This is a genomic window from Streptomyces sp. NPDC028711, from assembly GCF_055565415.1.
The window spans coordinates 166,496-191,950 of the sequence record NZ_JBVHUJ010000010.1; the positions used below are offsets into that span (position 1 = coordinate 166,496).

Annotated in this window: 22 protein-coding genes; 12 read left to right on the forward strand and 10 right to left on the reverse strand. The window is 73.6% G+C overall.

Translation table 11 applies throughout. The features are described 5' to 3' along the window. The first annotated feature begins 63 nt into the window (after positions 1-63). Positions 64-621 carry a nitroreductase family protein gene (locus tag ACZ4VK_RS27905; RefSeq protein WP_468357623.1) on the forward strand — a complete coding sequence of 186 codons (558 nt, stop codon included), beginning with the start codon at positions 64-66 and terminating at the stop codon, positions 619-621. 61 nt (positions 622-682) lie between these two features. On the opposite strand, the gene ACZ4VK_RS27910 is transcribed toward ACZ4VK_RS27905, so the two are convergent. The 5 genes from ACZ4VK_RS27910 to ACZ4VK_RS27930 are packed head-to-tail and all read right to left on the reverse strand — an operon-like array spanning position 683 to position 5,514. Beyond that, entirely contained in the window at positions 683-1,948 is a 1,266-nt protein-coding gene (locus ACZ4VK_RS27910) for an ATP-grasp domain-containing protein (RefSeq protein ID WP_468357626.1), read from the reverse strand. A gap of 2 nt (positions 1,949-1,950) precedes the next feature. After that, positions 1,951-3,156 carry an ATP-grasp domain-containing protein gene (locus ACZ4VK_RS27915; protein WP_468357629.1) on the reverse strand — a complete coding sequence of 402 codons (1,206 nt, stop codon included), beginning with the start codon at positions 3,154-3,156 and terminating at the stop codon, positions 1,951-1,953. Between the two features lie 57 nt (positions 3,157-3,213). Beyond that, entirely contained in the window at positions 3,214-4,332 is a 1,119-nt protein-coding gene (locus ACZ4VK_RS27920; protein ID WP_468357632.1) for a M20 family metallopeptidase, read from the reverse strand. Between the two features lie 10 nt (positions 4,333-4,342). Continuing rightward, a complete protein-coding gene (locus ACZ4VK_RS27925) occupies positions 4,343-4,834 on the reverse strand; it encodes a cytidine/deoxycytidylate deaminase family protein (protein ID WP_468357635.1) in 492 nt (163 codons plus the stop codon). Further along, positions 4,831-5,514 carry a RibD family protein gene (locus ACZ4VK_RS27930; RefSeq protein ID WP_468357638.1) on the reverse strand — a complete coding sequence of 228 codons (684 nt, stop codon included), beginning with the start codon at positions 5,512-5,514 and terminating at the stop codon, positions 4,831-4,833. Before ACZ4VK_RS27930 ends, ACZ4VK_RS27925 begins: the two co-directional genes overlap by 4 nt. A gap of 105 nt (positions 5,515-5,619) precedes the next feature. Here ACZ4VK_RS27930 and ACZ4VK_RS27935 point away from each other — a divergent pair, with 105 nt between their 5' ends. From ACZ4VK_RS27935 to ACZ4VK_RS27985, 11 genes are all read left to right on the forward strand, one after another. Next, complete coding sequence (locus tag ACZ4VK_RS27935) at positions 5,620-6,000, forward strand: ACT domain-containing protein (protein ID WP_468357641.1); 381 nt, start codon at positions 5,620-5,622, stop codon at positions 5,998-6,000. Positions 6,001-6,335: 335 nt separating this feature from the next. Then, positions 6,336-7,415: a guanitoxin biosynthesis L-enduracididine beta-hydroxylase GntD gene (gene gntD, locus ACZ4VK_RS27940; RefSeq protein ID WP_468357644.1), complete on the forward strand. Its 1,080-nt coding sequence runs from the start codon at positions 6,336-6,338 to the stop codon at positions 7,413-7,415. Continuing rightward, the gene (locus tag ACZ4VK_RS27945; protein WP_468357647.1) at positions 7,412-8,206 is read left to right on the forward strand and encodes a tryptophan 2,3-dioxygenase; all 795 of its coding nucleotides are present in this window, start codon (positions 7,412-7,414) and stop codon (positions 8,204-8,206) included. The genes gntD and ACZ4VK_RS27945 overlap by 4 nt, the downstream gene beginning before the upstream one ends. After that, positions 8,203-9,222 carry a pyridoxal-phosphate dependent enzyme gene (locus tag ACZ4VK_RS27950; RefSeq protein WP_468357650.1) on the forward strand — a complete coding sequence of 340 codons (1,020 nt, stop codon included), beginning with the start codon at positions 8,203-8,205 and terminating at the stop codon, positions 9,220-9,222. The genes ACZ4VK_RS27945 and ACZ4VK_RS27950 overlap by 4 nt, the downstream gene beginning before the upstream one ends. Positions 9,223-9,240: 18 nt before the next feature. Beyond that, entirely contained in the window at positions 9,241-12,864 is a 3,624-nt protein-coding gene (locus ACZ4VK_RS27955) for an ATP-grasp domain-containing protein (protein WP_468357653.1), read from the forward strand. After that, on the forward strand, positions 12,861-13,490 hold the full coding sequence (locus ACZ4VK_RS27960) for a serine O-acetyltransferase (RefSeq protein WP_468357656.1): 630 nt from the start codon (positions 12,861-12,863) through the stop codon (positions 13,488-13,490). Before ACZ4VK_RS27955 ends, ACZ4VK_RS27960 begins: the two co-directional genes overlap by 4 nt. Further along, positions 13,487-14,788 carry an MFS transporter gene (locus ACZ4VK_RS27965; protein WP_468357659.1) on the forward strand — a complete coding sequence of 434 codons (1,302 nt, stop codon included), beginning with the start codon at positions 13,487-13,489 and terminating at the stop codon, positions 14,786-14,788. Before ACZ4VK_RS27960 ends, ACZ4VK_RS27965 begins: the two co-directional genes overlap by 4 nt. Next, the gene (locus tag ACZ4VK_RS27970) at positions 14,785-16,056 is read left to right on the forward strand and encodes an ATP-grasp domain-containing protein (RefSeq protein WP_468357662.1); all 1,272 of its coding nucleotides are present in this window, start codon (positions 14,785-14,787) and stop codon (positions 16,054-16,056) included. Before ACZ4VK_RS27965 ends, ACZ4VK_RS27970 begins: the two co-directional genes overlap by 4 nt. Before the next feature lie 77 nt (positions 16,057-16,133). Further along, the gene (locus tag ACZ4VK_RS27975; protein ID WP_389681407.1) at positions 16,134-16,769 is read left to right on the forward strand and encodes a GTP cyclohydrolase II; all 636 of its coding nucleotides are present in this window, start codon (positions 16,134-16,136) and stop codon (positions 16,767-16,769) included. Between the two features lie 23 nt (positions 16,770-16,792). Beyond that, positions 16,793-17,932: a questin oxidase family protein gene (locus tag ACZ4VK_RS27980; protein WP_468357665.1), complete on the forward strand. Its 1,140-nt coding sequence runs from the start codon at positions 16,793-16,795 to the stop codon at positions 17,930-17,932. Positions 17,933-17,970: 38 nt separating this feature from the next. Continuing rightward, positions 17,971-19,218 carry an amidohydrolase gene (locus tag ACZ4VK_RS27985; RefSeq protein WP_468357668.1) on the forward strand — a complete coding sequence of 416 codons (1,248 nt, stop codon included), beginning with the start codon at positions 17,971-17,973 and terminating at the stop codon, positions 19,216-19,218. A 159-nt stretch (positions 19,219-19,377) separates the two neighbouring features. Here the strand turns inward: ACZ4VK_RS27985 and ACZ4VK_RS27990 are convergent, their stop codons facing one another. The 5 genes from ACZ4VK_RS27990 to gtdA all read right to left on the reverse strand — a co-directional run bounded on the left by ACZ4VK_RS27990 (position 19,378) and on the right by gtdA (position 25,454). Next, positions 19,378-20,571 (reverse strand): 3-deoxy-7-phosphoheptulonate synthase, encoded by a 1,194-nt coding sequence (locus ACZ4VK_RS27990; RefSeq protein ID WP_468357671.1) that lies wholly within the window; start codon positions 20,569-20,571, stop codon positions 19,378-19,380. 62 nt (positions 20,572-20,633) lie between these two features. After that, a complete protein-coding gene (locus ACZ4VK_RS27995) occupies positions 20,634-21,872 on the reverse strand; it encodes an MFS transporter (RefSeq protein WP_468357674.1) in 1,239 nt (412 codons plus the stop codon). Beyond that, positions 21,872-23,143, reverse strand: a complete 1,272-nt coding sequence (locus ACZ4VK_RS28000; protein WP_468357677.1) for an ATP-grasp domain-containing protein — start codon at positions 23,141-23,143, stop codon at positions 21,872-21,874. The genes ACZ4VK_RS27995 and ACZ4VK_RS28000 overlap by 1 nt, the downstream gene beginning before the upstream one ends. After that, positions 23,140-24,351, reverse strand: coding sequence for an ATP-grasp domain-containing protein (locus tag ACZ4VK_RS28005; RefSeq protein ID WP_468357680.1), 1,212 nt, complete (start codon positions 24,349-24,351; stop codon positions 23,140-23,142). Before ACZ4VK_RS28005 ends, ACZ4VK_RS28000 begins: the two co-directional genes overlap by 4 nt. A gap of 74 nt (positions 24,352-24,425) precedes the next feature. After that, positions 24,426-25,454, reverse strand: a complete 1,029-nt coding sequence (gtdA, locus tag ACZ4VK_RS28010) for a gentisate 1,2-dioxygenase (protein ID WP_468357683.1) — start codon at positions 25,452-25,454, stop codon at positions 24,426-24,428. Between the last annotated feature and the right edge of the window lies 1 nt (position 25,455).

Here is a 25,455-nt window from a genome sequence, read left to right on the forward strand (position 1 = left end):
GGGGCGCCGGTGGCCCGGGCTCTCCATGACACCGATCATTCAAGGAGTCTCACCATGGACGTCATGACCGCTGTCCTGACCCGTCGCAGCCGGCACGTGCTGCGGGAACCGGCCCCGGGCGACGCCGAGTTCGCCTACCTCCTCGGCGGCGCGGCGGCGGCGCCCGACCACGGGAACATCCGGCCGTGGCGCTGGATCCTGCTGCGCGGGGAGGACCGGGAGGCGCTCGGCGCGAGCCTGGCGAGCGAGGTGCCGCCGGAGCAGCGCGACCGCGTCGCCGAGAAGACCCTGCGGGCACCTCTGATGGCGGCGCTCGTGTTCCGTCCCGCCGTCGGCCACAAGGTTCCCGAGTGGGAGCAGATGGCCGCCGCCAGCTCCGTGGCGTACGGGCTGATGCTGCTGCTCCACGCGCGCGGGTACGGCAGCATCTGGCGTACCGGCCGGCTGTGCGAGAGCCCCGCCGCGTACGAACTCCTCGGCCTGGCCCCGGAGGAGCGGCTTCTGGGGTCCCTGGACATCGGTACGCCCGGCGGCCCGGAGGCCCCGGCGCGGCGGCGGATCGGCGACCTCGCCGACCACGTCACCACCTTCGCCTCCCTGCGCGTACCGGCCGGGGTCTGAACACCCACGGCAAAGGGCCCCTTCCGCCTACGAGCGGAAGGGGCCCTTTCACATCGATGCCTTAGTCCCCGGGCGGCGCGGTGTCCGGCTCCGGCAGCGGTTCGATGACGGTCTCCGCCTCGATCCAGGCCCTCAGCTCCCCGATCGTCCGTACCGCCTCCGCCCGTGTCCCGCCCACCACCAGAGCCGAGGCGAAGTTCTCCACGCTCGTGTGCGCCGGACCCAGCACGGTCCCGGCGCGCGCGGACACCCTGACATCGGTGACGCCGGGGATGCGGCATGCGCCGGGGACGGCGCGCAGGAGGCCGGGGCGGGGTGGGAAGAGGGCGAGTCCGCCGATTCTGGCCGGTTCGGAGGGGATGCGGGGGAGGGGGCCGCCGGTGAGGGCGCGGACGTACAGCTCGGGCAGGTGGACGCCGAAGCCGAGGCGGATCTGTTCTTCGATGCGGCCGCCGGCCATGCGGCAGGCGATCTCGTTGAAGACGAGGCCGTGGGGGGTGCCGAAGATCTCGGCGTGGAAGATCGTGGTCTCGGGGGTGGGGAGTGTCTCCAGGGCGGTGGTGGTGAGCTTGCGGAGGTCGTCGAGGCGGGGGTCGTCGGTGTCGAGCATGGCGCTGTGGAGCATCTGCCCCTCCAGCATGCCGAGGCAGGTGGTGGTGCCCTGGGAGGACGGCCACATGAGGCGGATCTCACCGTCGACCATGAGGCCGTCGATGTGGAAGAGCTCGTGTTCGACGTACCTCTCGACGAGGAGCGGGGACTCGTCGTCTCCGCCGAGGCCGTGGAAGCGGGCCGCGTACTCCCACAGCTCGTCCTCGTCACGCAGGACTTCGACGCCCATGGAGCCGCCCCCACGGCGTGGCTTGACCACGACGGGGAAGCCGTGTTCCCGGGTGAAGCGGACCAGGGAGGTGGCGTCCGACACCGCCGCGTACGGCGCGAGCGGCAGACCGGAGTCCCGCAGCAGGTCCTTCATCACCAGCTTGTCGCGGAAGGCCGTGGCGCTCTCCTCGGACTGCCCGCGCAGCCCGAGCAGGTCCCGTAGCCGGGCCGCGCGCAGCAGGTCGAACTCCGACATCGCGATGATCTCGTCGAAGCCGAACTCGGCGTGCAGACGCAGCGCTTCCCGCTCCACCGTGACGCTGTCGTGGAAGTCGTCGAGCGCGACCGCCGCGTCGAAGGAGGCGAGCTGCTCCGCCCGGACGGAGTCGTCGGTGCTCAGCGCGCGGGCGGGGTCCGTGAGGAGGACGAGCCGGTGCCCCTCGCCGATCCACTCGCGGTAGGGCCGGGTGGCGAGCGGACTGCGGTTCAGGATCAGGTAGTTCATGGTCACAGGGCCTCGATCTCGATGCGGAACGCCTCGTACACGCGGGCCACGGCCGCCTCGGCCTCCTCTGCGGAGTCCGCCCGCAGGAAGACCAGGGCGCTCGCGGCACCGGAGCTGAGGCGCTCGGGCACGACGTCACCGACCCGGCTGAGTATCTTCACGTCGATGACGGACGGCAGGGCGCGCAGCTCGTCGGCCCCGGACAGGGCGACGATCCGGCCGGGCCGGAGCGGCAGGTAGCAGTGCGCGGTGACGCCCCGCTCGGGGACGGGGTCCACCTTCGGGTCGAGGCCGAGCGCGAGCAGGAGGCTCGCCCGCCACACGTCGACACCGCTGTGCAGGTCCAGGGCGTGCGGGATGCCGCCACCCGCGGCGCGGCAGGCGATCTCGCCCACGACGAGCCCGTCGGCGGTGTCGAGGAACTCCATGTGCGTGACGCCGTCGACGAGACCGAGGGCGGCGACCGCCTCGGTGTGCAGCTCCTCCATGCGCGCGCGTACCGGATCACCGGCCGGCAGCGTCATCGAGCCGAACACCGTGCCGCGGCCCAGGACCGGCGCCAGATAGCGGGAGGAGGCGGCGAAGACGACCTGGCCGTCCTTCACCACACCGTCGCAGTGGTACTCGGCCTCGATGTCGACGAACTCCTCGACGATCAGCGGGCAGTTCAGCGCCCGGATCGGGTCGGCCTCGGGCGAGGCGGAGAACTCCTCGAACCGCTCGGCGGAGGCGAAGACGCAGACGTCCATGGACCCGCCGCCGACCATGGGCTTGGCGACGACCGGCCAGCCGAGCTCGGCCGCGGCCTCCGCCACCTGGTCGAGGCCCGCCGCAAGGCGGAAGCCCGCGACCGGAAGGCCGGCCGTGAGCATCTGCTGCTTCATCGCGTACTTGCTGGAGAACGCGTGGGCGACCTCGGGGCCGGTGCCGGGGATGCCGAAGTACGCGCGGACGTGACCGGCCTGCGCCTGGCCCCGTTCGAACGGGGCGAAGATCCGGTCGATACGGCGCTCCCGGAGCAGCTTCAGGACTTCGAGGCGTAGCAGTTCGGGGTTCTCGACGCTCTCGACGAGACGGACGTCGACCTCGGGGCCGTACCGCTGCGCGTGACCGGGCTCGGTGATGACCGTGAGGTGGCCGATCTCCGGGGCGGTGCGGACGTGGTCCGGTAGCAGGTTGTTCTTGACGTGGACGGACAAGACGTTCATGGCTGGTCACCTTTCACCCGGGGAGGCCGGGACAGAAGGAGGGAGGGACAGGGGGAGTTACGAGGCGCGGACCGCCTCGATGAGGCCCGCGACGAGGTGCGCCCGCTCGGCCATGGCTTCGACCATCAGGTACTCGTGGTCGGCGTGCGCGCCGCCGCCGACCGCTCCCAGACCGTCGAGGGTCGGCACCCCGAGGGCGGCCGTGAAGTTGCCGTCGCTGCCCCCGCCGACGGCCTTGCCTTCGAGGCCGGGCAGGAGCGTCCTCGCCAGCGCGAAGAGATCCGCCGACGCGGACTCGGGCATCGGAGGACGGCCGATGCCGCCCCGCACGGAGAGCTCCGCCCCTTCGAGGTGCGGCGTCAGGGCCGCGAACGCCGCCTCGACGCGGTCCTTCTCGTCGGCGGTGACGACCCGGACGTCGACGACGACGCTCGCCTCGGCGGGCACGACGTTCTCCACGGTGCCCGCCCACGAGACGGTCGGGGTGACGGACGTGCCGGCCTCGGGCCGCCCGAGCGCCACGATGTCGAGCACCTGGTACGCGGCCTCCACCAGGGCGTTGACGCCCGCTTCGGGTTCGAGGCCCGCGTGGGACGCGACACCCCTGACGGTGACCTCGAACGTGCCGCAGCCCTTGCGGCCCGTCTTCAGGGCCCCGCCCTCCGCCGCGCCCTCGAGGACGAGCACGGCCCCGCAGGCCAGGGCCCGTTCCTCGATGAGCGCCCGGGAGGACGGGGATCCGACCTCCTCGTCGCAGGTCACCAGGAGCTCGACGCCCGAGGGGTCGTCGAGGAGCGCCACGCCGTGCACGGCCTGCACGATGCCGCCCAGCATGTCGAAGACCCCGGGGCCGGTGGCGCGCCCGTCCTCGACGGTGAACGGGCGGCGCGCGAGGGTCCCGAGCGGGAACACCGTGTCGTGGTGCCCGAGCAGGAGGACCCTCGGGGTGCCGCCGCCCGACCAGCGGACATGGGGCCCCGACGGGCTCTCGACGAGCACGGCCTGCCCGCCGAGACGGCTCTCGACGACACCGGCGACGGCCTTCGCGGAGGCGGTCAGGGCCTCCAGGTCCCGTGACGGCGACTCGACCTCGACCAGGGTCCTCAGGTCCTCGATCAGGGCGTCGGTGTCCACGGCGTCGGGCGTACGGGGGGTGGTGCGGGGCGTTGTCTTCAACGGAGGCCTCTCAGAAGCGCAGATGGGCGTTGGCCGCCCGGGCGGACTCGGCAAGGGCGGGGATCTCGATCACGTCCACGCCCGCCCCGGCCATCAGCCGCACCCCCTGACAGTCGGCCACGAACACGTCCGGCTCGCGCCAGGCCATGACGACCCGCCGGATGCCGGAGGCGATGACGAGCTCGCTGCAGGGGGTGGGCCGGGAGCTTCGGCGGGAGCAGGGTTCGAGGGAGCTGTAGAGGGTGGCGCCGGCCAGGAGAGCCGTATCGGGCACTCCGGCGAGCGCACACTCCTCGGCGTGGAGGTCGGGCGCGAGCTGCCGGCTGTGGCCGGAGGCCAGCTCCCGGCCGTCGGCGCCGACGATGACGGCGCCGACGGAGAAGGCGGTGGCCGACGGCGGGCAGGCGTACGCGAGGTCGACGGCACGACGCAGCCAGTGGACATCGGCCTCGGTGTACGGCGAGGGGGACGGGGAGGAGGAGGGGGACACGGAAGAGGTCATCGGGCAGACTCCTTGGCGGCGTAGCGGAGGACGACGACGTCCCCGAGCGTGGTGGTGCCGAGGAGGCGCAGCCGTCGGCCGGGGCCGCCGGGGAACTCGGCCGGGTTGAGGAAGCGGGGCGCCGACCGGTGGCCGACGAGGAGCGGGGCGACGGCCATGTGGACCTCGTCCGCGAGGCCTTCGGCGAGGAAGCGGGTGTGGACGGTGCCGCCGCCCTCCACCATGAGCCGCCGGACACCCCGTGCGCCCAGGTCGTCGAGGAGCGGTCCGAGCTCCACCGCGGGTCCGGTCCCGACGACGTCCGCGCGGTCGCACAGCGTCCGGCTCAGCTCCGGACGTGCGGCGTCGGTGGTGTACACGACCTTCCGCCCGCCCGTGTGCCAGAACCGCAGGCCCGGGTCGAGCCGGTGCCGGGACGTGAGGGTCACCTTCAGCGGATGCTCGGGCCGGCCGGACTCCCGGCGCCCGGCGCGAAGCGCGGGGTCGTTCACGAGCAGCCGGGGGTTGTCGGCGGACAGGGTCCCGCTGCCGACGAGGACGGCGTCCGCTTCGGCGCGCAGCCGGTCCACCCGCGCGAAGTCGGCGGCGTTGGAGAGCAGCAGGCGTTCGGGTGAGGCGTCGTCTATGTATCCGTCGAGGGATACGGCGACGCTGAGAAGCACATGGGGGCGACTGCCCATGAATGGGTCCGTTCATGTCAGCCGGGCACTTCGGCGCACCGGCTTCGACTCCGATTGTTCGATGGGGGTTGTCAATGTACAGCCGAATGTCCCTACGATGCACTCATGATTACTGCGACCCCCCAGCATCTGCGGGTACTCAATGGTTCTTTTGTCGTCGAACACACCGAGGACGAGGCGAATTCTCTCGCCGGTCCCTGGATTTCCCTCGTCCGCGCTCCCGAGGGTCTGACCGTCGTCCGGGAGTGGCGCGCCGGAGACACCGCGGAGGACGGTGACGTGTGGGTCGCCCTCTACAGCGGCGACACCGCGCACGGCCTCGACGTGCCCGGCATGCTCGCCCTGCTCCTGTCGCCGCTGGCCGAGGGCGGCGTCCCGGTCTTCGTGGCCTCCACGTACAACGCCGACCTGATCCTGGTGCCCCGCGACCGGGTGCGGGACGCCGCCGACGTCCTGCGCGCACGGGGGCACCGCGTCGACCTCTGACCCGGCTCACGCGCTGCGGCCCACCTCGGACGAGGTGGGCCGCAGCGCTTTTCTGTCCCAGCGCTTTTCTTTCGGTGCGTGTGTCCGCTTTTGTCTTGCTTCGCTCTTGGTTCGTGATCCTGCAACGCAGACACCTGCACACGGTTTTCCGCTCGACCCGGCGGTCATGTGCCGGAATATGGGTGAGGCGCGGTCCGCGTCGTGCCGCACCGCACGGACCGAGTGAATCCAAAGCCTCCGCGAAAGCAATGCAGGCGGCCCGGAGAACACCCTGAAACGGGTTCATCGGTGTTTCGCCGAGAGCCGTGACGGATTGCAATGAATGGAATGAAGTGATGCAAGCCATTGCCCCCCGAATGGGCGAAGAACTGCCGCTGCGCCCGGCGGACGGAGTTCCTTTCCTCGAACTGACCGAGGAGGAGAGCCAGGCCCTGCGGACCCTGGCGGACGACGTCCTCGCGGCCGCGCCCGACGTCCCGCTCGAGCAGCGCCTCGACCGGCTCGCCGTCGTCGCCCACGACGTCCCCGAGCGCGTACGGGCCACCCTGGTGAACTTCCGTCTGACCGGCGGCGGCGGTGGCCTCGTCCTCTCGAACCTGCCCGTCGACGAAGCGCTGGCCGGCCCGACGCCGACCTCCTACACCGACGAGGTGACGAGCCCGGAGGCCATCCGCGCCGCCACCCTGCTGCTCGTCCTCGGATCCCTGCTCGGCGACCCCGTCTCGTACCTGAGCCAGCAGCGCGGCCGCATGGTCCTCGACCTCTTCCCGATCAAGGGGCACGAGGAGCAGCAGCTCGGCTCCAGCTCCACGGTCAACCTCGAATGGCACAACGAGGACGCCTTCCACCCGCTGCGCGCCGACTGGATCATGCTGCTCGGCCTGCGCAACCACGACAGGGTCCCCACGACCTTCGCCGCGGTGGACGACGTCGTCCTCGACGAGCACGTCCGTGCCCGGCTCTTCGACGAGGACTTCGTCATCCTCCCCGACGAGTCGCACACCGCGGCCTTCAACAGCGCCACCACGGGCGTCGGCGGCGACGGCAGGCAGGAGGAGGCCTTCCGCAGGATCACCGAGATGAACGAGCAGCCGCGCCGGACGGCCGTGCTCTCGGGCGACCCCGAGTCCCCCTTCATCCGCATCGACCCCGCCTTCATGCCGGGTGAGCTCCAGGGCGAGGCCGTGACCGCGCTCGACTCGGTGACCAAGGAGATCGACGCCAACCTCCGCGACGTCGCCCTCGCCCCCGGCGAGCTCCTCATCGTCGACAACAAGCGCGCGGTCCACGGACGCCGGCCCTTCTCCGCCCGCTACGACGGTACGGACCGCTGGCTGCGCCGTATCAACGTGATCGCGGACCTCCGCCGCGCGGCCGGACGGCGCTTCGGGGAGAACGGGCGGGCCCTCGTATGACCGACGTGCAGGAGCGGCCCGTGACGGCCGTCCCCGGACCGGCCTACGTGGTCGGCGGACCCACCGGTTACGACGAGGTGGTCGGCTTCACCAAGGTGCTGCCGGCCATGCGTCCCCTGGACGAGCTGCCGCACCCCGACTTCCTGCTCTTCCAGTCGCTGCACGTGATGACCGAACTGTGCTGGTACAACATGCACTTCGAGATCAACCGGGCCGCGCGGGAGCTCGACGGCGGCAGGTACGGCGAGGCGACCCGGCTCCTGGAGCGTGCGGTACGGCTCCAGCGGCTGGCCTCCGACCACATCGACCACCTGCGGGACCTGATCACGCAGGCCGACTTCCTCCAGATCCGGGGCAGGCTGCCCGGCAACGACAGCGGCACCGACTCCCCGGGCGCGCGCAACCTGCACCGCGTCTGCCGCCATGTGTGGCTGCGCTTCTCCGACGCCGTGCACCGCCAGGGCGCCGCGCTCCCCGACCTGTTCGGCACCGGGCCGTCCGAGGCCGCCCCCCGGGACGGCGAGGTCTCCGGGCTCGCCGCCGTCGCCGGGGCGCTCATGCAGCTCGACGACGCGCTGCTCGACTGGCAGCAGGTGCACCAGCGGCTCGTGTGGTCGCGCGTCGGCGGACACCCCGCCTTCCGCGAACGTCACGAGGACGCCGACCGCCCCACCGGGATGTCGGGCCGCCCCGTGGACCTCCTGGACAAGTTCGCCGTACGCCTGCACTTCCCCGACCTGTGGCGCGAGGCCCAGGCCGTGGCCTCGCACGAGGCGGCGCACTACGCATGATCGAGCCCCTGGAGGCGGAGCTCTCCGCCGGCCCCGTACGCCTGCCCGACTTCGCCGCGCTGCACCGCGCCCACCCGGCGCTCGCGCGGTTCGCGCGACAGCTCGGCGGCACGTCGCTGCGCGAGGTGCCGGGACCGCCCGGCGGCGCCCGGATCCTGGCGAAGTGCGAGGGGGAGAACCCCGTCGGCTCGATCAAGGACCGGGTCGCCTACGCCCTGCTCTGCTCCGCCCTCGAGCGGCACGGCGAGCGGGACCTCTCCGAGCTGCGCCTCCTGGAGTACTCGGGAGGCAACCTCGCCCGCGCCCTGGCCCACCTCGGCTCGCTGCTCGGGATCCACATGAAGTTCGTGGTCCCCTCGGTCACCCCGCCGAGCCTCCTCGACCGGCTGACCGGACACGGCTTCGAGTACGCCCTGGTCGACGGGGAACTCGGCTTCCTCGGCGTGATCGAGGAGGCCCTGGCCCTGGCCGCGGCCGACCCCGGGTGGACCCTGCTCTACCAGCACCGCAACGAGGTCAACCCGGCGTTCCACGCGGCCACCACGGGCGCCGAGATCGTCGACCAGCTCGGCGGCGCGCGCCCGGCGGCATGGGTGGCCTCGATCGGCTCGGGCGGCACGCTGATGGGCGTACGGTCCCGCCTGATCGAGGTGGCCCCCGGGCTGCGGACCGTGGGCGTCACCCCGGCGGAACTCCCGTACGGCAGCCCGCTCCCGCCCAACGGACTGCCCAAGTACACCGGGGCCACCGGCCTGGGCAACGGCCTGCACCAGCCGTTCGTACGCCGCCACGACACGGCGGTCGAACACCGCCGGGTGGCCCGCGGCGAAGCGCTCGACGCCATGGTCGCCCTGCACGACCTGACCGGGCTGCGGGCCGGCAGCTCCGGCGCCGCCAACTGGCTGGCCGCCCGCTCCGTCGCGGCGGAACTCCCCTCCGAGGCCGTCGTGCTCACCGTCTTCCCCGACGCCGGCTCCCCCGAGGACTGGGACCTCGCCCGCTCCCGTCGCGCGTGACCGAAGAGAGAACCCCTCATGCACATCATCCTGATCGAGACCACGTCCGTACGCGGCTTCGACATCGTCAAGTCGCTGGCGGAATCCGGAGTCGAAGTCACCTTCGTCGCCGACACCATGGACTTCTTCCGGGGCGACCTGGGGTACGAGAACGTCGCCTACGCGACCCGTGTCGTCGAGGTGCCCGGCCTCGCGGAGGCCTGGGACCTCGCCGAGCGGCTCGAGGGGGCGATCGGGCCCGTCCCCCCGGACGGCGTGATCTGCCGCGTCGAGGACTACCTGCCGGTGGCCAGCGAACTGGCCCGCACCTGGGGACTGCCCCACGACAGCCTCGACGCCACCCGGCTCCTCGCCGACAAGGACGCGGTCCGCGCCCGGCTGGCCGAACACGGCATCGGCTCCCTGCGGTGGCGCGGTGTGCGCGACGGCGACGAGGGCCTGGCCGCGGTCCGCGACATCGGCCTGCCCGTGGTGATCAAGCCCGCGTTCGGCGGCTACTCGGTCGGCGTGTCCATCGCCTGGACCGAGGACCAGGCACGGGCCGGTCTCGCGCTGCTCTTCGACGCGCCGGAGACGCCCTGTCCCAAGGCCGTCGTCGAGGAGTACGCGTTCGGCCGGCACGTGAGCGCCGAGATCATGGTGCAGGAGGGCGAGCCGATGCTGCTCGGCTTCACCGAACAGCGCGCCCAGCCGCCCGGCGTCACCGCGGAGATGGGCCGCCACTTCCCCGCCGTCTTCGAAGGCCGGGGCAGGGCGCGGGAGTTCGCCCTGGACGCGGTACGGGCCGTGGGCATCCGCAACAGCGCCGTCCACATGGAGCTGGTCATCACCCCGACCGGCCCCGAACTCATCGAGATCAACGGCCGGATGGCCGGGCACGTGGTCACGCACCTGATCAGCCGCGCCCTCGACCGGTCCGTCTTCTTCGACCTGGTGGCCCTGGCCACGGGCGAGCGCCTGAAGGAGGTGCTCGCGCCGCTGCGCACCGTCGCCCTGCGCCACCTCTGGAGCGAGACCGCCGGCACCGTGACCTCCGTCGAGCCGCCGGCCGAACTGCCCCCGGGCACGGAGTGGTACGAGCTGTCCGCCACGCCCGGCTCCCAGGTGTCGCTCCTGCGCAACAACTGGGACCGGATCGGCTACCTGGTGGCGTCGGGCGAGAACGCGACGGAGGCGTGCGAGACCGCGGAGACGGCGGCGGCGGCCATCCTGGAGGGCATCACGCTGGCTCCGGCGGAGGCGCCTGGGTCCGAGGTTGCGCCTGCGTCGGTGGCCGCGCCTGCGTCGGTGGCCGCGCCTGCGTCGGCGGCCGCGCCTGCGTCGGCGGCCGCGCCTGCGTCGGCGGTCGCGTCCGGCTCTGGCGTCGCGCCCGCCTCCGTGGTCACGCCCGCGTCTGGCTCTGGCGTCGCGCCCGCGTCCGGCTCTGGCGTCACGCCCGCGTCTGGCGTCGCGCCCGGAGTCGTACCCCCGTCCGCCTCGCCCGGCACCGACCCCGCCGTCCACCCCGGCGGTCATCTCCTCCTGCTCCTCGGCGGCGACGGCAACGAACTCCTCTCCGCCCGCGCCCTGGGCGCCGCCGGTGTGGCCACCGGCCGCGTCAGCGTCGTCTGGGTCGGGCCCGCCGGGGACGCCGCCCCCCACCGCGCGCGCTGGGAACGCCAGTACCTCGGCCGATGGCGGCAGGCCGCGCACGTCGACGAGACCCCCGCCCTCGCCCGGGAGATCCACGGCGCCGAGCCGGTGACCGCCGTCCTGGCCCTGACCCCCGGCCTCGCCCGGCACGCGGAGGCCCTGCGCGCCGAGTTCACCGGCACGGGCACGGGCGCCGACTCCCTCGCGGCCGTCCCGGCGGGCCGCCCCCCGTACACCGCCGGGCACGTGGTGCTCTCCCTCGTCACCGGTGACGACGTCCGGCACTTCGGCATCGCCGACCTCACCGAGCCGACCACCGCGGGGACGACCGACTGGACCTTCCCCTCGGCCCTCCCCGAGGCGCAGCGGCAGCGGCTCCTGACGGCCGCCGGCGCGTACGCCGCCGGTTGCGCCGACGGCCTGGTGCAGTCCTGGTTCCCCGCCGACGGCAACGGCGACGGCACCGCCGCCGAGCCGGTCCTGCGCTGGGGCCTCACCGAGGAACTGCGGGCGCTGTTCGGCGCCGCGCACGACCGGGACGCCCTCACCGTCCTTGTCCGCGCGGCCGTCGGCGGGGAGCCGGTGCTCCCGGCGCGCCGCCCCGGGCACACCCGGCTGCGGGAGCTCACCGCCCCGGCCGGCCGCGCGTGGACGAACGCGCCGGCCGCCCTGGAGACGGCGTACGACTTCCCCGAGGTGTGCTCCGCCGCGATGGACCCGGCCTCCGGCCGGCTGCTTCTCACGGTGACCGCGACCGACACGGAGACCAGCGCGGCGACCGCCGACCGCGGCACGGCCGCCCTCGGCCTCGCCCCCGAACCCGCCGGCCGCACCCACGTCCTGCTCGTCGACCGGACGCTGCCCGCGTCGCTCCTCGGGGACGACGGCGAGCCGCTCTTCCCGGCCGACCGCTACCGGCTCACCCTCATCGGCGGCCCCGCCCCGAGCGTCGCCCCGGCCGAACTGGCCATGAGCGCCGACGTCTTCGACGACGCCCTGCTGACCCGGCTCGCCGACACGGCCCACGCCGTCGCGCCGGTCGACCGGGTGGTGTGCCTCTCCGAGCGGCTCCTGGAGCCCGTGGCCCGGCTGCGCCACCGCTTCGGGACGCCGGGCGACCCGACCGCGTACGTCCGTTCCTTCCGGGACAAGGCGCTGATGAAGCAGCGCGCCGCCGCGGCCGGCATCCGGCACGCCCGGGGCCGTGTGACGCACGACGCCGACGCGCTGCGGACCGCGTTCGAACGGTACGGGACCGTCGTGGTCAAGCCGCGCTCCAGCGCCGGTTCGCGCGGGGTGTCCGTGCTGCGCACGGCGCCCGAGGTCGAGGCCTGGCTGCGTACGGAGTTCGTGCCAGGGGTCCACCTCGTGGAGGAGTACGTCGACGGGGCGATGTGCCACATCGACGCGGTCGTCCAGGGCGACTTCCTCCGCTGGGACGTCTCCGCGTACCGGCAGGACACGCTCTCGCACACCCGTGGCGCCCCGCTGTCCTCGGTGACCGTGGAGGACGGGGCGCTGCGCGCGGCGGCCCGTGAACTCCTCGACGCGGTCGTGCGCGGCTGGGGCGTCGAAGCGGCGGTCCTCCACCTGGAGGCGTTCTGGGACGGCTCGGCCCTCACCTTCTGCGAGGTGGCGGCACGCCCCGGCGGCGGCGGGGTCCTGGAGGCCTTCCGCGCCACCCGGGGCATCGACCTGGACCACGCGAAGCTCCTCATCGACGCGGGGGAGGACGTGCGCCGACTCGCCGGCGACCCGGTCGCCGGGCACGCCGGGTGGACCGTGCACTACGCCCCCTCCGGGGTCCTGCGCGCGTACGACGACTCCGCCGTCGGCGGCGCGGCGCTCGCGCGGCGGATCACCGCACGGGTCGGCGACACGTTCGCCCTCTCCGGCTTCGCGGGCACCGGTCTGTCGACGCACGTGTTCGCCGACGACTCCGCGGACAAGGTCGCCCGGCTCGTCGAGTCCGCCGAGCGGGACATCACGATCGTGGTGGACCCCCGGTGAGGCACACGACGGGGAAGCCCACGCCCCCCGCACCCACGAAACCCGCGACCACGGCAGCCACCACGCCCACGGCGCCCCCCGCCCCGCGCCCCTCCCTCGTCCGGCTGATCCTCGAAGACCTCCGTACCGTCCTCGACCGGGACCCGTCCCGGCTGAGCATCGCGGAAGCCCTGCTGCACGCCCCGTGGCGCGGGCTCGCGCTCCACCGCGTGGCCCACCGGCTGCACGCCCGCGGGCACCGCCTCCTGGCGGGGCTCCTCACCCACGCGTGCCGCAAGTCCTCGGGCATGGAGATCCACGCCGGCGCCCGCCTGGGCCGCCGGGTCTTCATCGACCACGGGTTCGCCGTCGTCATCGGCGAGACCGCGGTGGTCGGCGACGACGTGACGATCTACCACCAGGTGACGCTCGGCTCGCGCGGCTGGTGGCGGGACGGCAGGGCCGGCCAGCGGCGCCATCCCCACATCGGCGACCGGGTGCTGATCGGAGTCGGCGCCTCCGTGCTCGGGCCGATCCGGGTCGCGGACGACGCCCACATCGCGGCCCACCGCGTGGTCGTCGAGGACGTGCCGCCCGTACGGCGGCCGTCCGTCACGGCCGCCGGCCGCGAGGGAGCGGTCCAGTGACGCCCGGCGTCGCGGCGGCCCCGGTCCGCGACCGGGGGCCCGCCGAGCGGGCGGACCGGACCCGGGCGGGGCAGCTGCTCCTCGGCACGGGCATCGACTCCCTCGGCAGCGGCCTGAGCGCCGGCGCGGCCATGCTGTACTTCGTCACGATGGTCGGCCTCGCCCCCGGAGCCGTCACGCTCGCCATGTCGGCGGGAGCTGTCCTCGGCATCCTCACCCCCGTCCCGGTGGGCAGGCTCGCCGACCGGTACGGCCTCGTACGGGTGTACGTCGCCGCTCTGGTACTGCGGGGCGTGGGCGTGCTGCTGTACGCGGGCGCGACCTCGTACCCGGCCTTCTTCGCCTTCACCCTGTGGCTGATGGCGCTGGAGACGACGACGTTCCCGCTCCAGCAGTCGCTGCTCGGCCAGGTCTTCGCGGAGGACGCGCGCGTCCGGCTGATGACCCGGGTCCGGGCGGTGCGCAGCGCTGCGTTCGGCGTCGGCGCGGTGATCGCCGGCCTCGCCCTGGCGAGCGGCTCGCGTTCCCTCGTGGTCGTCCTCCTGATGGTCAACGGGCTGTCGTTCCTCGTCCTCGCCTGGACCGTCCTGCTCATCGGCAGGAAGGCGCCGGCCCCGGGATACGGGAGCCCCCTCGCGACCGCCCCGGTGGAGCGCCGCCCGGCACCCGGAAAGTCCGTCCTCAGGGACACCCGGTTCCTCGGCCTCTGCCTCGCCAACGGCCTGCTGTCGCTGTACGAGACGGTCCTGCTGGTCCTGATGCCCCTGTGGCTCGTCACGGACCTGGGTCTCTCCCCGGCGCTTCCGGGCCTGCTGACCGCCCTGTACACGGGCCTGACCGTGGTGATCCAGCTGGCCATCGGCCGCATGCGATGGTCCCCGGCCACCACGGCCCGGGCCCTCCCGGCGGCCGGCGCCCTGCTCGCCGCGGCGTGTCTCGTCTGCGCCGTCGCCGACGGGCTCACCGGCGCGGCACTCCAGGTGCTGCTCTGCGTCCTCGCGGTCGTCCTGCTGACCGTGGGCGAGAACCTGCAGATGGTCGCCGCCTGGCAGACCGTCTTCGACCTCAGCCCGCAGGAGCGGCGCGGCGAGTACATGGGGGCGTTCAACACCGGCTCCGGCGTCCAGAGCGTCATCGGGCCGACCCTGGCCTACCGCGTGGTCCTTCCTCTGGGGCCCGCGGGGTGGCTGCTGCTCGCCGGCCTCTTCGGCGGGGCCGCCCTGGGGTTCCGCCGTCTCGCCCGGGGCGCCCGGGCGTCCCGTACCGCACCGTCCGAAGCGAAAGGCGCGAACGCATGACCGGGCATACGCATCTGCTGTGCGTCGGAGGCAGCCGGGAGTTCCCCGACGTCCTCAGGGAGCTCTCCGCCGACGTCCGGCTGACCGCCCTGTGCGGCATCGGCCTGGTGGGCCGCCTGAGGTCCCTGGACCGGCACCGGCGGGTGATCGCCCTCGGCCCGGACGCCCCGGTCGAGGAGTGGATCGAGCACGCGCGGGCGGTGCACCGCCGCGACCCCGTCACCCGGGTCGTCGCGTTCGGCGAGTGGGAGCAGGACAGGGCCGCCGCGGTCGCGGCTGCCCTGGGACTGCCGATGCACTCGGAGTGGACGGTGGAACACGTCCACGACAAGCGGGCGATGCGCGAGGAGCTGGCCCGCCGGGGTGTGGACACCACGCCGTCCCGGCTGGTGTCCGGCGCCGCCGACATCGCCGCGTTCGCCGGAGTCCACGGCTACCCGTGCGTCGTCAAGCCCGTCTCGGGCGCCGGCAGCGCGCGGGTGCGCAAGGTCGAAGGACCCGACGAGGTCGCCGCGGCCCACGCCGAGGTGTCCGCCCCCGGGCCGTTCTCCGAGGGCGGCGTCCTGGTCGAGTCCTTCCACCGGGGGCCGCAGTTCAGCGTCGAGGCCTTCTCCGAGGACGGCCGGCACGAGATCGTCTGCGTGACCCGGAAGTTCTCCGACCCGGCGACCTTCGTGGAGCTGGGCCATGTCGCACCCGCCCCGCTCTCCGACGCCGACCGCGAGGCGATCACGGCCCATGTGCTCGACGTGCTGACGGCCCTGGAGATCGGGTTCGGCCCCACGCACACCGAGATCGTCCTCACCCCTCGGGGGCCCCGGCTCATCGAGACCCATCTGAGGCTGGCCGGGGACGACATCCCCCAGCTGGTACGCGAGGCCCTCGGCGTCGACCTGTTCCGGTACACGGCCCGTCAGGCGCTGGGCGCCCCCGGGCTCCTCGACGAGCTGCGGGCGGAACTGGCCGGGGCCGGGGAGCGGACCCCGCGGTACGCGGCGATCTGGTACGCCACGGCGGTCGCCCACGGTGTCGTGGAGTCGGTCTCCGGAGCGGCGGAGGCCCGCGGTCTTCCCCAGGTCGACGACGTCCGGCTCTTCTTCGGCGCGGGCGACCCGCTCGATCCCGACCCGTCCTCGGACAGCCGCCTCGCGATGGCGCGCGCCCACGGGGCCACGCCCGAGGAGGCGGCGGAACGGGCCCGGGAGGCCGTGACCGGCATCGCCTTCCGCTCGCTGCTGCACAACCGGACGGGTACGGAATTCATCTGACGTCCCGCCAGGTCCCCTGCCCCCTTCACTTTTCTCCACCCCTCACCCACACCGACATTCGGAAGAGAGAGTTCCCCATGAGCGTCCTCGACGGCTACGCCACCACCACCGCCCTCGCGCCCGCCGCCATCCGCGCCCGCGTCCCGATCGGCATGGACCGGGGCCGTCCCGTCCGGGCCGACCTGATCAGCTTCGGAGGACTCGCGGACAGCGGTGAGCACGTCGCCGTCGAGGTCCCGACGGAGACCGGCCGGATCCCGCTGGTCCGCATCCACAGCGAGTGCCTGACGGGCGACGTGTTCGGCTCGAAGCGCTGTGACTGCGGCCCGCAGCTCGACGAGGGCCTGGACGCCGTCGCCGAGAACGGCGGCGCCATCCTCTACCTGCGCCAGGAGGGCCGGGGCATCGGCCTCTACAACAAGCTCGACGCGTACATCCTCCAGGACACGAACGTCGACACCTTCTCCGCCAACCGGATGCTGGGGCGCGGGGACGACGAGCGCCAGTACGCCGTGGCCGCCCAGATGCTGAAGGCGCTCGGCCTGGAGCGGATCCGGCTGCTCACCAACAACCCGGAGAAGGTCCGCCAGCTGCGGGAGTACGGCATCGAGGTCGTCGACGTGGTGCCCACGCGCGTGCACTCCAACCCCGACAACGAGCGCTACCTGTGGGCCAAGGCCTCGCTCGGCGGCCACAACCTCGCCGTCTCCTAGTACGGCCGGGGACGGAGACGGCGATGACTGTGCACAGCATGCTCGCGGCGGACGCCGACGTACGGGCCGAGAACCCCGGGCGGAGCGACGACGACGTACGGGTCGACATATCGGCCGGGAACCTCGGCCGGTGCGACGCCGACGTGCTCGACGAGAACCTCGGCCGGCTGCGGGCCGCGGGCCCCGAGTACGGGGGAACCCTCACCAACCACGCCCCCATGGTGGCGGAGGCGCTGATCGCCCTGCGGCGGCCCGCGCTCGTCGAGGACTGGATCACCGGCTACCTCCCGCAGCTCGACGGGGCCCCCCGACCGCTGGAGCCGATTCCCGCGACCCGGTGGCACACGGCCCTGGGCGACCTGCGCCGGGTCACCGACTGGCAGGCGTTCTTCGCCGGCGAGATCGCCCGGGACGGCTGGCGCCCGGCCCTGCACCGCTGGTGGCCCCGGCTTCTGCCGGGCGTGGCCGCGGGCGCCACCCACGGAGTGATCCGCACCTCCCACGCCGTCCGCGGCCTGGCGGCGGGCGACACCGAGGAGCGCCGCGCCGAGTTCGCCACCGCCCTCGCCTACTGGGCGGCGCGCTACGCCCCGCTCCCCGGCGGTCCGACCGGCGCCGGGCGGCTGCCCCTCGCGCGGGCGATCGAGGGCCTGCCCCTCCACCCGGGCGGCGTGCACCCGGGCCTGATCCGCGACCGCCTCGACACGGTGGCCGGCATCGACGGCTTCCCCGCGGCCGTGTCGGCCCTGCGGGCGCCCGGGGACGCCGGCGCGGCGATGGCGGAGCTCGCCACCACCTTCGCCGGGGTGTTCCTGACCCGGGGCCGCCGCTGGCCGACCGCCTTCGTCCACGCGGTGACCGCGCCCGTCGCGGCCGGATCGGTGCTGCCGCTGCTTCCGCCCGCCGCGCGGCGGGCCACGTACGACGCGCTGTGGCGGCTGGCCGCCGGGCTCTACGCCGTACACGCTCCGGACGCCGTGACGGAGCCGCTGCCCCAGGGCGCCCCGCCGGCGGAGGAGGACCTGATCGACCGGGCCGTCGCCAACGGCGACGAGCACGCCATCAAGCTCACGGAGGCCTGTCTGCGCGCGTACCGGTCCACCGGTGACGCCGTGCTGCTGCACGCCGCGGAGCACGGCTTGACGCTGCTGCCCGAAGTCTGAGCAGCCGAGGTACGGGAACGAGCGAAGAGGAGAAGCGTGTGAACGACCTTGTACTCCGGTCCGGTCGCCTGTGGGGACGGACGGGGACCGAGGACGTCGTCGTCCGCGACGGCCGGATCGCGGGCATCCTCGCGCCGGGGGACCGGCGGCCGGGGGCGGACTCCGCGACGGTGCCGCCCGGGGCCGGGGCGAGCGGCGTCGCCGGGGCAAGTGGCTCCGGGGCGGGCGGAGTCCGGGAGATCGACGCCGGGGAGCGGGTCGTCCTGCCGGGCCTGATCAACGCCCACTGCCACATCGACAAGACGATCTGGGGCGGCCCCTGGGTCCCCAACACGGCGGGCACCGAACTGCACGGCATGATCGGCAACGGCCGCCGGCGGCGCGCGGAGCTGGGCATTCCGCATGAGGGCCGGATGGCCGGCCTCCTCGCCGACATGGCGGCGGCGGGCACCACGCACGTGCGTACGCACACCGATGTCGACCCGGACATCGGCCTGTCCGGTGTCGAGGCCGTCATGGCGGCGGCGGAGCGGGTCTCCGGCTCCCTCACCGTCGAACAGGTGGCGTTCCCGCAGAGCGGTCTCCTCGTGGAGGGCGACACCGTCGAACTCATGGAAGCCGCCCTGCGGATGGGCGTGCCGACGATCGGCGGCCTCGACCCGGCCGGGGTCGACGGCGACCCGGTGGCCCACCTCGACGTGGTGTTCGGGCTCGCGGAGAAGCACGGGGCGAAGGTCGACATCCACCTCCACGACGGCGGCACCCTCGGCCTGTGGCAGGTGGGTCTCATCGCGGAGCGGACCAAGGCGCTGTCCCTCCAGGGCAGGGTCGCGATCAGCCACGCCTTCGCCATCGGCGAGGAAGCCCGGCCGCAGCAGGAACGCATCGCGGACCTCCTGGCGGGCGCGGGGATGGCGCTCTTCACCTGCGCGGGCTTCAGCGACCCGATTCCCTCGCCCGCCGTCATGCAGGCCGCCGGTGTGCCCATGGGCCTCGGCACCGACGGCATCAGGGACCTGTGGAGCCCGTACGGCTCCGCCGACATGCTCGTACGCGTCGGCCAGCTCGCCGTCCGCAGCGGATTCAAGAGCGAGGAGGAGATCGAGCTCGCCCTGTGGACGGCGACCGGGGGCGCGGCGGCGGCGCTCGGCCTGGAGGAGTACGGGCTCCGCGAGGGCGCTCCGGCCGACTTCACCGTCGTCGAGGGCGCCTCGGCGGCCCACGCGGTCGTCGAGCACGCCCCGCGCCGCCACGTCGTCAAGGCGGGCGTCCCCCTGGCCCGCTGACGGCCCGCCGCGCGGGGGCGCCGCCCTCCCGGCGCCCCCGCCCCGCGTCGGACGGGCCCGCCCCACGCGCGAAGCGGCCTCCGTACCGGACAGGTGTTCCGTACGGGGAACACACGGTCCGGCACGAAGGCCGCCGGGTCACACGGACCGCCGGGTCACTCAGACCAAGGGGTTCCGTACGGGGAACCCGGCGAACAGTTCCGCCACCGCCCCCGCGAGGGCCAGCGTCTGGGCCCGGTTGAGCCGGGGGTCGCACGTGCTCGTGTAGCGCGCGGTCAGATCCGCCTCGGTGGCGGGTCCCGGGCCGCCCACGCACTCGGTCACCGCGTCCGGGCTGAACTCGAGGTGAAGCCCGCCCGGCCAGGTGCCGAGCTCCCGGTGGACCTCGAAGAAGCCCCGTACCTCGTCGAGCACGTCCTCGTAGCGGCGCGTCTTGAGGCCGTTGGCGGCGGTGTACGTGTTCCCGTGCATCGGGTCGCAGACCCACAGGGCCTCGACGCCCTCGGCCCGCGCCTTCTCCACCAGGACCGGCATCAGGTCACGGACCTTGTCGCTGCCCATGCGGGTGATGAAGCTGAGGCGGCCGGGGACGCGGTCGGGGTCGATCCTGGCGGCGAGCGCGAGCACGTCGTCCGGGTCGGCGGTCGGCCCCAGCTTGACGCCGACCGGGTTGGCGACGCCCGCCGCGAACTCCACGTGGGCGCCCTCGTACTGCCGGGTCCGCTCGCCGAGCCACAGGTAGTGGCCCGAGAGACCGTACGTGGCTCCGCTCGCCGCGTCCCGGCGGGCGAGGGCGTCCTCGTACTCCAGGATCAGTGCCTCGTGGCTGGTGAAGACCTCCCGGCCGGACCCCTCGCGCGCCGTCAGGACGGCCTCGCGGGCGTGGTCGTACGCGCGGAGCAGCCGCGCCGGGTCGGGCCGCCGGGAACCGGGCGTCGGCTCGGCCCCGTTGACCATGTCGCCCCGGTAGACGGGCAGGGACACGCCGTCCACCAGTTCGGTCGGCCGGGAGCGGGGCTTGGCGAACTGGCCCGCCATGCGGCCGATGACGGTCACCGGGAGGCGCAGGGACGGCTCGATCAGGGCGGCGGTCGCGGCGAGCAGCGCCGTCTTGGCGCGTACGGGTCCCGGCGCCGTGTCCGCGAAGGTCTCGGCGCAGTCGCCGCCCTGGAGGAGGAACCCGCGGCCCGCCGCGGCCTCGGCGAGCCGGCCGCGGAGCCGGTCGCACTCCTCGGGCCGGACGAGCGGCGGGCGGTGGGACAGCGCGGTGGCGGCGGCCCGCAGGGCCGTGTGGTCCGGCCAGTCGGGCTGCTGGGCGGCGGGTCGCGGCGGGGCGAGCGTAGGGGGTGTCATGACGGTGGTCTTTCCGTGAAGGGTTCGGGGCGCGACGGCGGGGAGCGGGGGAGCGGCGGCGGTCAGCCCGCCACCCCCGCCTCCTGGCCCGCCGGGGTCGCGGCGGCGGCCGCGCGGCGGGGCGCCGTGGCCCAGGTGATCAGGGCGAGCAGCGCGGCGACGGCGAGCAGCAGCAGCCAGTAGCCGGAGCCGTTCCGGGCGGGGCCGAACGCGGAGGCCGCGGCGGCGTTGGCGAGCGTGCCGCCCACGGCCATGCCGAGGCCGACCATGCCGAACGCGGTGGCCCGTTGCGCGGCGGGGACCGCCTGGGCGACCTCGCCGTCGAGCCTCGGGTCGACGATCACCTCGCCGACGGTGAAGAGCACCACGCCGAGCAGCAGGAAGGCGACGGAGCCCTGGCTGAACAGGCCGAAGCCGACCGCCATCGCGCCGAGACCGAGGGCGATGACCGCCGCCGAGTTCGCGAGGCGGCCGAGCCGGGCGGCGAGGACGAGCTGCAGGAGCACGACGGCCACGGCGTTCACCGTGTAGAGGACGCCGACGAACGCCTTGCCCTGTTCGGCGGCGGTGATCGGCATCGCGTACTCGATCTGCACGTAGCAGAAGCCGAAGACGACCGCGGTCGCGACGATCCAGATCATGCGCGGGCAGGTGCGAAGGACCTGGAACATGCCGGGCTTGGCGACCGCCGTGCCCGGCGCGGCCGGCGGCGCCGGGGTGTGCGGGATCCGGTGGCGCAGCTGCCAGAACGGCACGATCAGGACGAGGAACAGGGCGGAGGCGGCCAGGAAGCCGAGGCTCGGCGAGGCGAGCAGCAGGAGCAGTCCGCCGGCCAGCGGACCGAGGGCGGTGCCCGCGTTGTTCGCGGTGCTGCGCAGGGCGAAGATCGACGTGGTCGCCGCCTGCCCCTCCACCAGGTGGGAGAGCGCCGCCTTGCCGGCCGGGATGTACAGGGCGCTGCCGAGGCCCAGGAGGCCGCAGGCGACGACGGCGCCGATGTCGGTGGCCGCGGTGACGACGAGCACGTACGACAGGGCGCGCATCAGCAGGCCCAGGCACATCGTGGGTACGGTGCCGATCCGGTCGGCGATCGAACCGCCGAAGACCATCAGACCCTGCTGGGCCCAGAGCTTGGCGGTGAAGGCCGCACCGACGGCCCAGGGGGAGACCCCCTGCTCGAGGGTGAGGTAGACGGCCAGGTAGGGCAGCACCAGATTGCTGCCGAAGGTGATCGCGAAGTTCCCGAACAGCAGCAGCAGGCAGCCGGGGGTCTTCCGGACGAGGGCGAAGGTCTCGCGCACTACTTGCTCCCCCTCGCTTCGGCGCCGGGTTCGGACCGCGGTTCGGGTTCGATGACGGTCTCCGCCTCGACCCACGTCCTGAGCCGGTCGATGGCCTGCTCGACCTCGGCCCGGGTCGCGCCCACGGCGAGCGCCGAGGCGAAGTTGTCCACGCTGGCGTGCGCGGGTCCGAGGCGGGTCCCCGCCGCCACCGCCACCGTGAAGCTGCTGATGCCGGGGATGCGGCATTCGCCGGGGACGGCGCGCAGGAGGCCGGGGCGGGGTGGGAAGAGGGCGAGTCCGCCGATTCTGGCCGGTTCGGAGGGGATGCGGGGGAGGGGGCCGCCGGTGAGGGCGCGGACGTACAGCTTGGGGAGATGGGCGCCGAAGCCGAGGCGGATCTGTTCTTCGATGCGGCCGCCGGCCATGCGGCAGGCGATCTCGTTGAAGACGAGGCCGTCGGTGGTGCCGAAGATCTCGGCGTGGAAGATCGTGGTCTCGGGGGTGGGGAGTGTCTGCAGGGCGGTGGTGGTGAGCTTGCGGAGGTCGTCGAGGCGGGGGTCGTCGGTGTCGAGCATGGCGCTGTGGAGCATCTGCCCCTCCAGCATGCCGAGGCAGGTGGTGGTGCCCTGGGAGGACGGCCACATGAGGCGGATCTCACCGTCGACCATGAGGCCGTCGATGTGGAAGAGCTCGTGTTCGACGTACCTCTCGACGAGGAGCGGGGACTCGTCGTCACCGCCGAGGCCGTGGAAGCGGGCCGCGTACTCCCACAGCTCGTCCTCGTCACGCAGGACTTCGACGCCCATGGAGCCGCCCCCACGGCGTGGCTTGACCACGACGGGGAAGCCGTGTTCCCGGGTGAAGCGGAGCAGGGAGGTGGCGTCCGGCACCGCCGCGTACGGTGCCAGGGGGACGCCCGCCGCCGCCAGCAGGTCCTTCATCAGGAGCTTGTCCCGGAAGGCGGCGGCGCTCCGCTCCGTCTGGCCGGGCAGCTCCAGGAGCTCCCGCAGCCGGGCGGCCCGCAGCAGGTCGAACTCGGACAGGGCGATGATCTCGTCGAAGCCGAACTCGACGTGCAGGCGCAGCGCTTCGCGCTCCACCGCGACGCCGTCGTGGTAGTCGGACAGCGGTACCGCCGCGTCGAAGGAGGCGAGCTGCTCCGCCCGGACGGTGTCGTCGGCGCTCAGCGCGCGGGCGTCCGTGAGGAGCAGGAGCCGGTGCCCCTCGCCGATCCACTCGCGGTACGGGCGGATGGCGAGCGCGCTGCGGTTCAGGATGAGGTAGTTCACCGCTGCGCCGCCTCGATCTCGATGCGGAACGTCTCGTACACGCGGGCCACGGCCGCCTCGGCCTCCTCGGCGGAGTCCGCCCGCAGGAAGACGAGACCGCTCGCGGCGGCGGAGTTGAGCCGCTCGGGCACGGTCTCGCCGACCTCGCGGAGCATCTTCACGTCGACGACCGACGGCAGCGCGAGAAGCTCCTCGGCCCCCGTCATGGCGACGATCCGGCCGGGCGTCAGCGGCAGGTAGCAGTGGGCCGTCACGCCGTGCTCGGGGACCTGGTCCACCTTCGGTTCCAGGCCCAGGGCGAGCAGCAGGCAGGACTGCCACACGTCGACGCCGGTGTGCAGGGCGAGGGCGTCCGGGATGCCGCCGCCGGCCGGCCGGCAGGCGATCTCCCCGGCGACCAGGCCGTCGGCGGTCCCGAAGAACTCCATGTGCGTGACGCCGTCGACGAGTCCCAGGGCGGCGACCGCCTCGGTGTGCAGCTCCTCCATGCGCGCGCGTACCGGATCACCGGCCGGCAGCGTCGCCGAGCCGAACATCGCGCCGTGGTCGAGGACCGGCACCAGATAGCGGGAGGAGGCGGCGAAGACGACCTGGCCGTCCTTCACCACTCCGTCGCAGTGGTACTCGGCGGTCATCTCCACGAACTTCTCGACGACCAGCGGCACTCGGAGGGCCCGGATCGGGCCGGCCTCCGGCGAGGCGGCGAACGCCTCGAACTCCTCGGGGCCGCGCAGTACGCACACGTCGATGGACCCGCCGCCGATCATGGGCTTGGCGACGACCGGCCAGCCGAGCTCGGCGGCGGCCTCGGCCACCTGGTCGAGGCCCGCGGCGAGCCGGAAGTCCGCCACCGGAAGGCCGGCCCCGCGCATCAGCTCCTTCATCGCGTACTTGCTGGAGAAGGCGTGGGCGACCTCGGCGCCGGTGCCCGGGATGCCGAAGTAGGTGCGGACGTACCCCGTCTGCGCCTGGCCGAGCTCGAACGGGGCGAAGATCCGGTCGATCCGCCGGTCCCGCAGCACCCGCAGGACCGCGAGCCGCAGCGCCTCGGGATCCTGTACGTCGTCGATGAGGCGGACGTCGACCTCGGGGCCGTACCGCTGCGCGTGACCGGGCTCGGTGATCACCGTCAGGTGGCCGATCTCCGGGGCGGTGCGGACGCGGTCGGGCAGGAGGTTCTTCTTGACGTGAACGAGAAGGACGTTCATTGCTGAGGGCCTTTCACCCGGCCGGGGCCGGGGGTGTGGGGGTTCGTGGTCGTGCGGTTCCTTCGGCTTCCCGGTCATTCCGGCCGGTCGCTCCGCCGCTCCTCGCGCCACAGGCCGAGGGCCCGCTGCGCGGCCTGGTCGGAGTAGCTCATGAGCACCGACTCCTCGTCGGCCTCGTGGCGCACCCAGGACCAGCTCGGGACGACGACGACGTCACCGGCCCGCCAGTCGAGGACCTGGTCGCCGACGCGGGTGCGGCCGCTCCCCTCGATCACGAGCAGGACGGTCGCGTCGGTGGAGCGGTATGCGGCGGACTGCCAGCCGGAGGGGAGGAGTTGGGCCCAGGCGGACATCGTCGGGAGGACGTCGCCGCCGGTGAGCGGGTTGGTGAAGGCCACCTTGACGCCGTGCCAGGGGTCCGGGGCGTCGGTCTTCGCGAGCCGGGTGAGGACCTCGCGGGTCCGGGCGTACGGGTAGGAGGTGATCGGCGACGCGTTGCCGCCGGGCCTGCTGCCCACCGGCAGCAGGGCGGCGCCGTACCGGGTCAGGGAGTCCCCGTCCGGGCGGGTCACCGCGCGCGCCGCCTCGGGGGAGCGCTCGAGGAAGGAGGCGTCGAAGAAGCCGACGAGGGGGATGTCGAGGGCGTCCAGCCAGATGGTCGGTCCCTCCCCCTCGCTGCCGTGGTCGTGCCAGGTCATCGGGCGGGTCAGCACCAGATCCCCGCGCTCCATGGCCACCCGCTCGCCGCCGACCACGGAGTACGCCCCGCTGCCTTCGACGATGACGCGCAGCGCCGACTGGCTGTGCCGGTGGCTGGGGGCGATCTCGCCCGGCAGGACCAGCTGCATCCCGGCGTAGAGGGAGGTGGTGACCTTCGAACTGCCGGGCAGGCCCGGGTTCTCCAGTATCAGGACGCGCCGCTCGGCCTCCTCGGCGGTGATGACCTCACCGGCCGCGAGCAGTGCCGGCCGTACGTCCGAGTAGCGCCAGCGGTGGGCGCGGCAGTCGCTGCGCGGCTGGGGGGTGATCAGGTGGGAGAGACGGGTCCACAGTGCGGCGAGGTGGTGTTCGCCGATGCGGTCGTAGTACGCGTCGAGACTCATC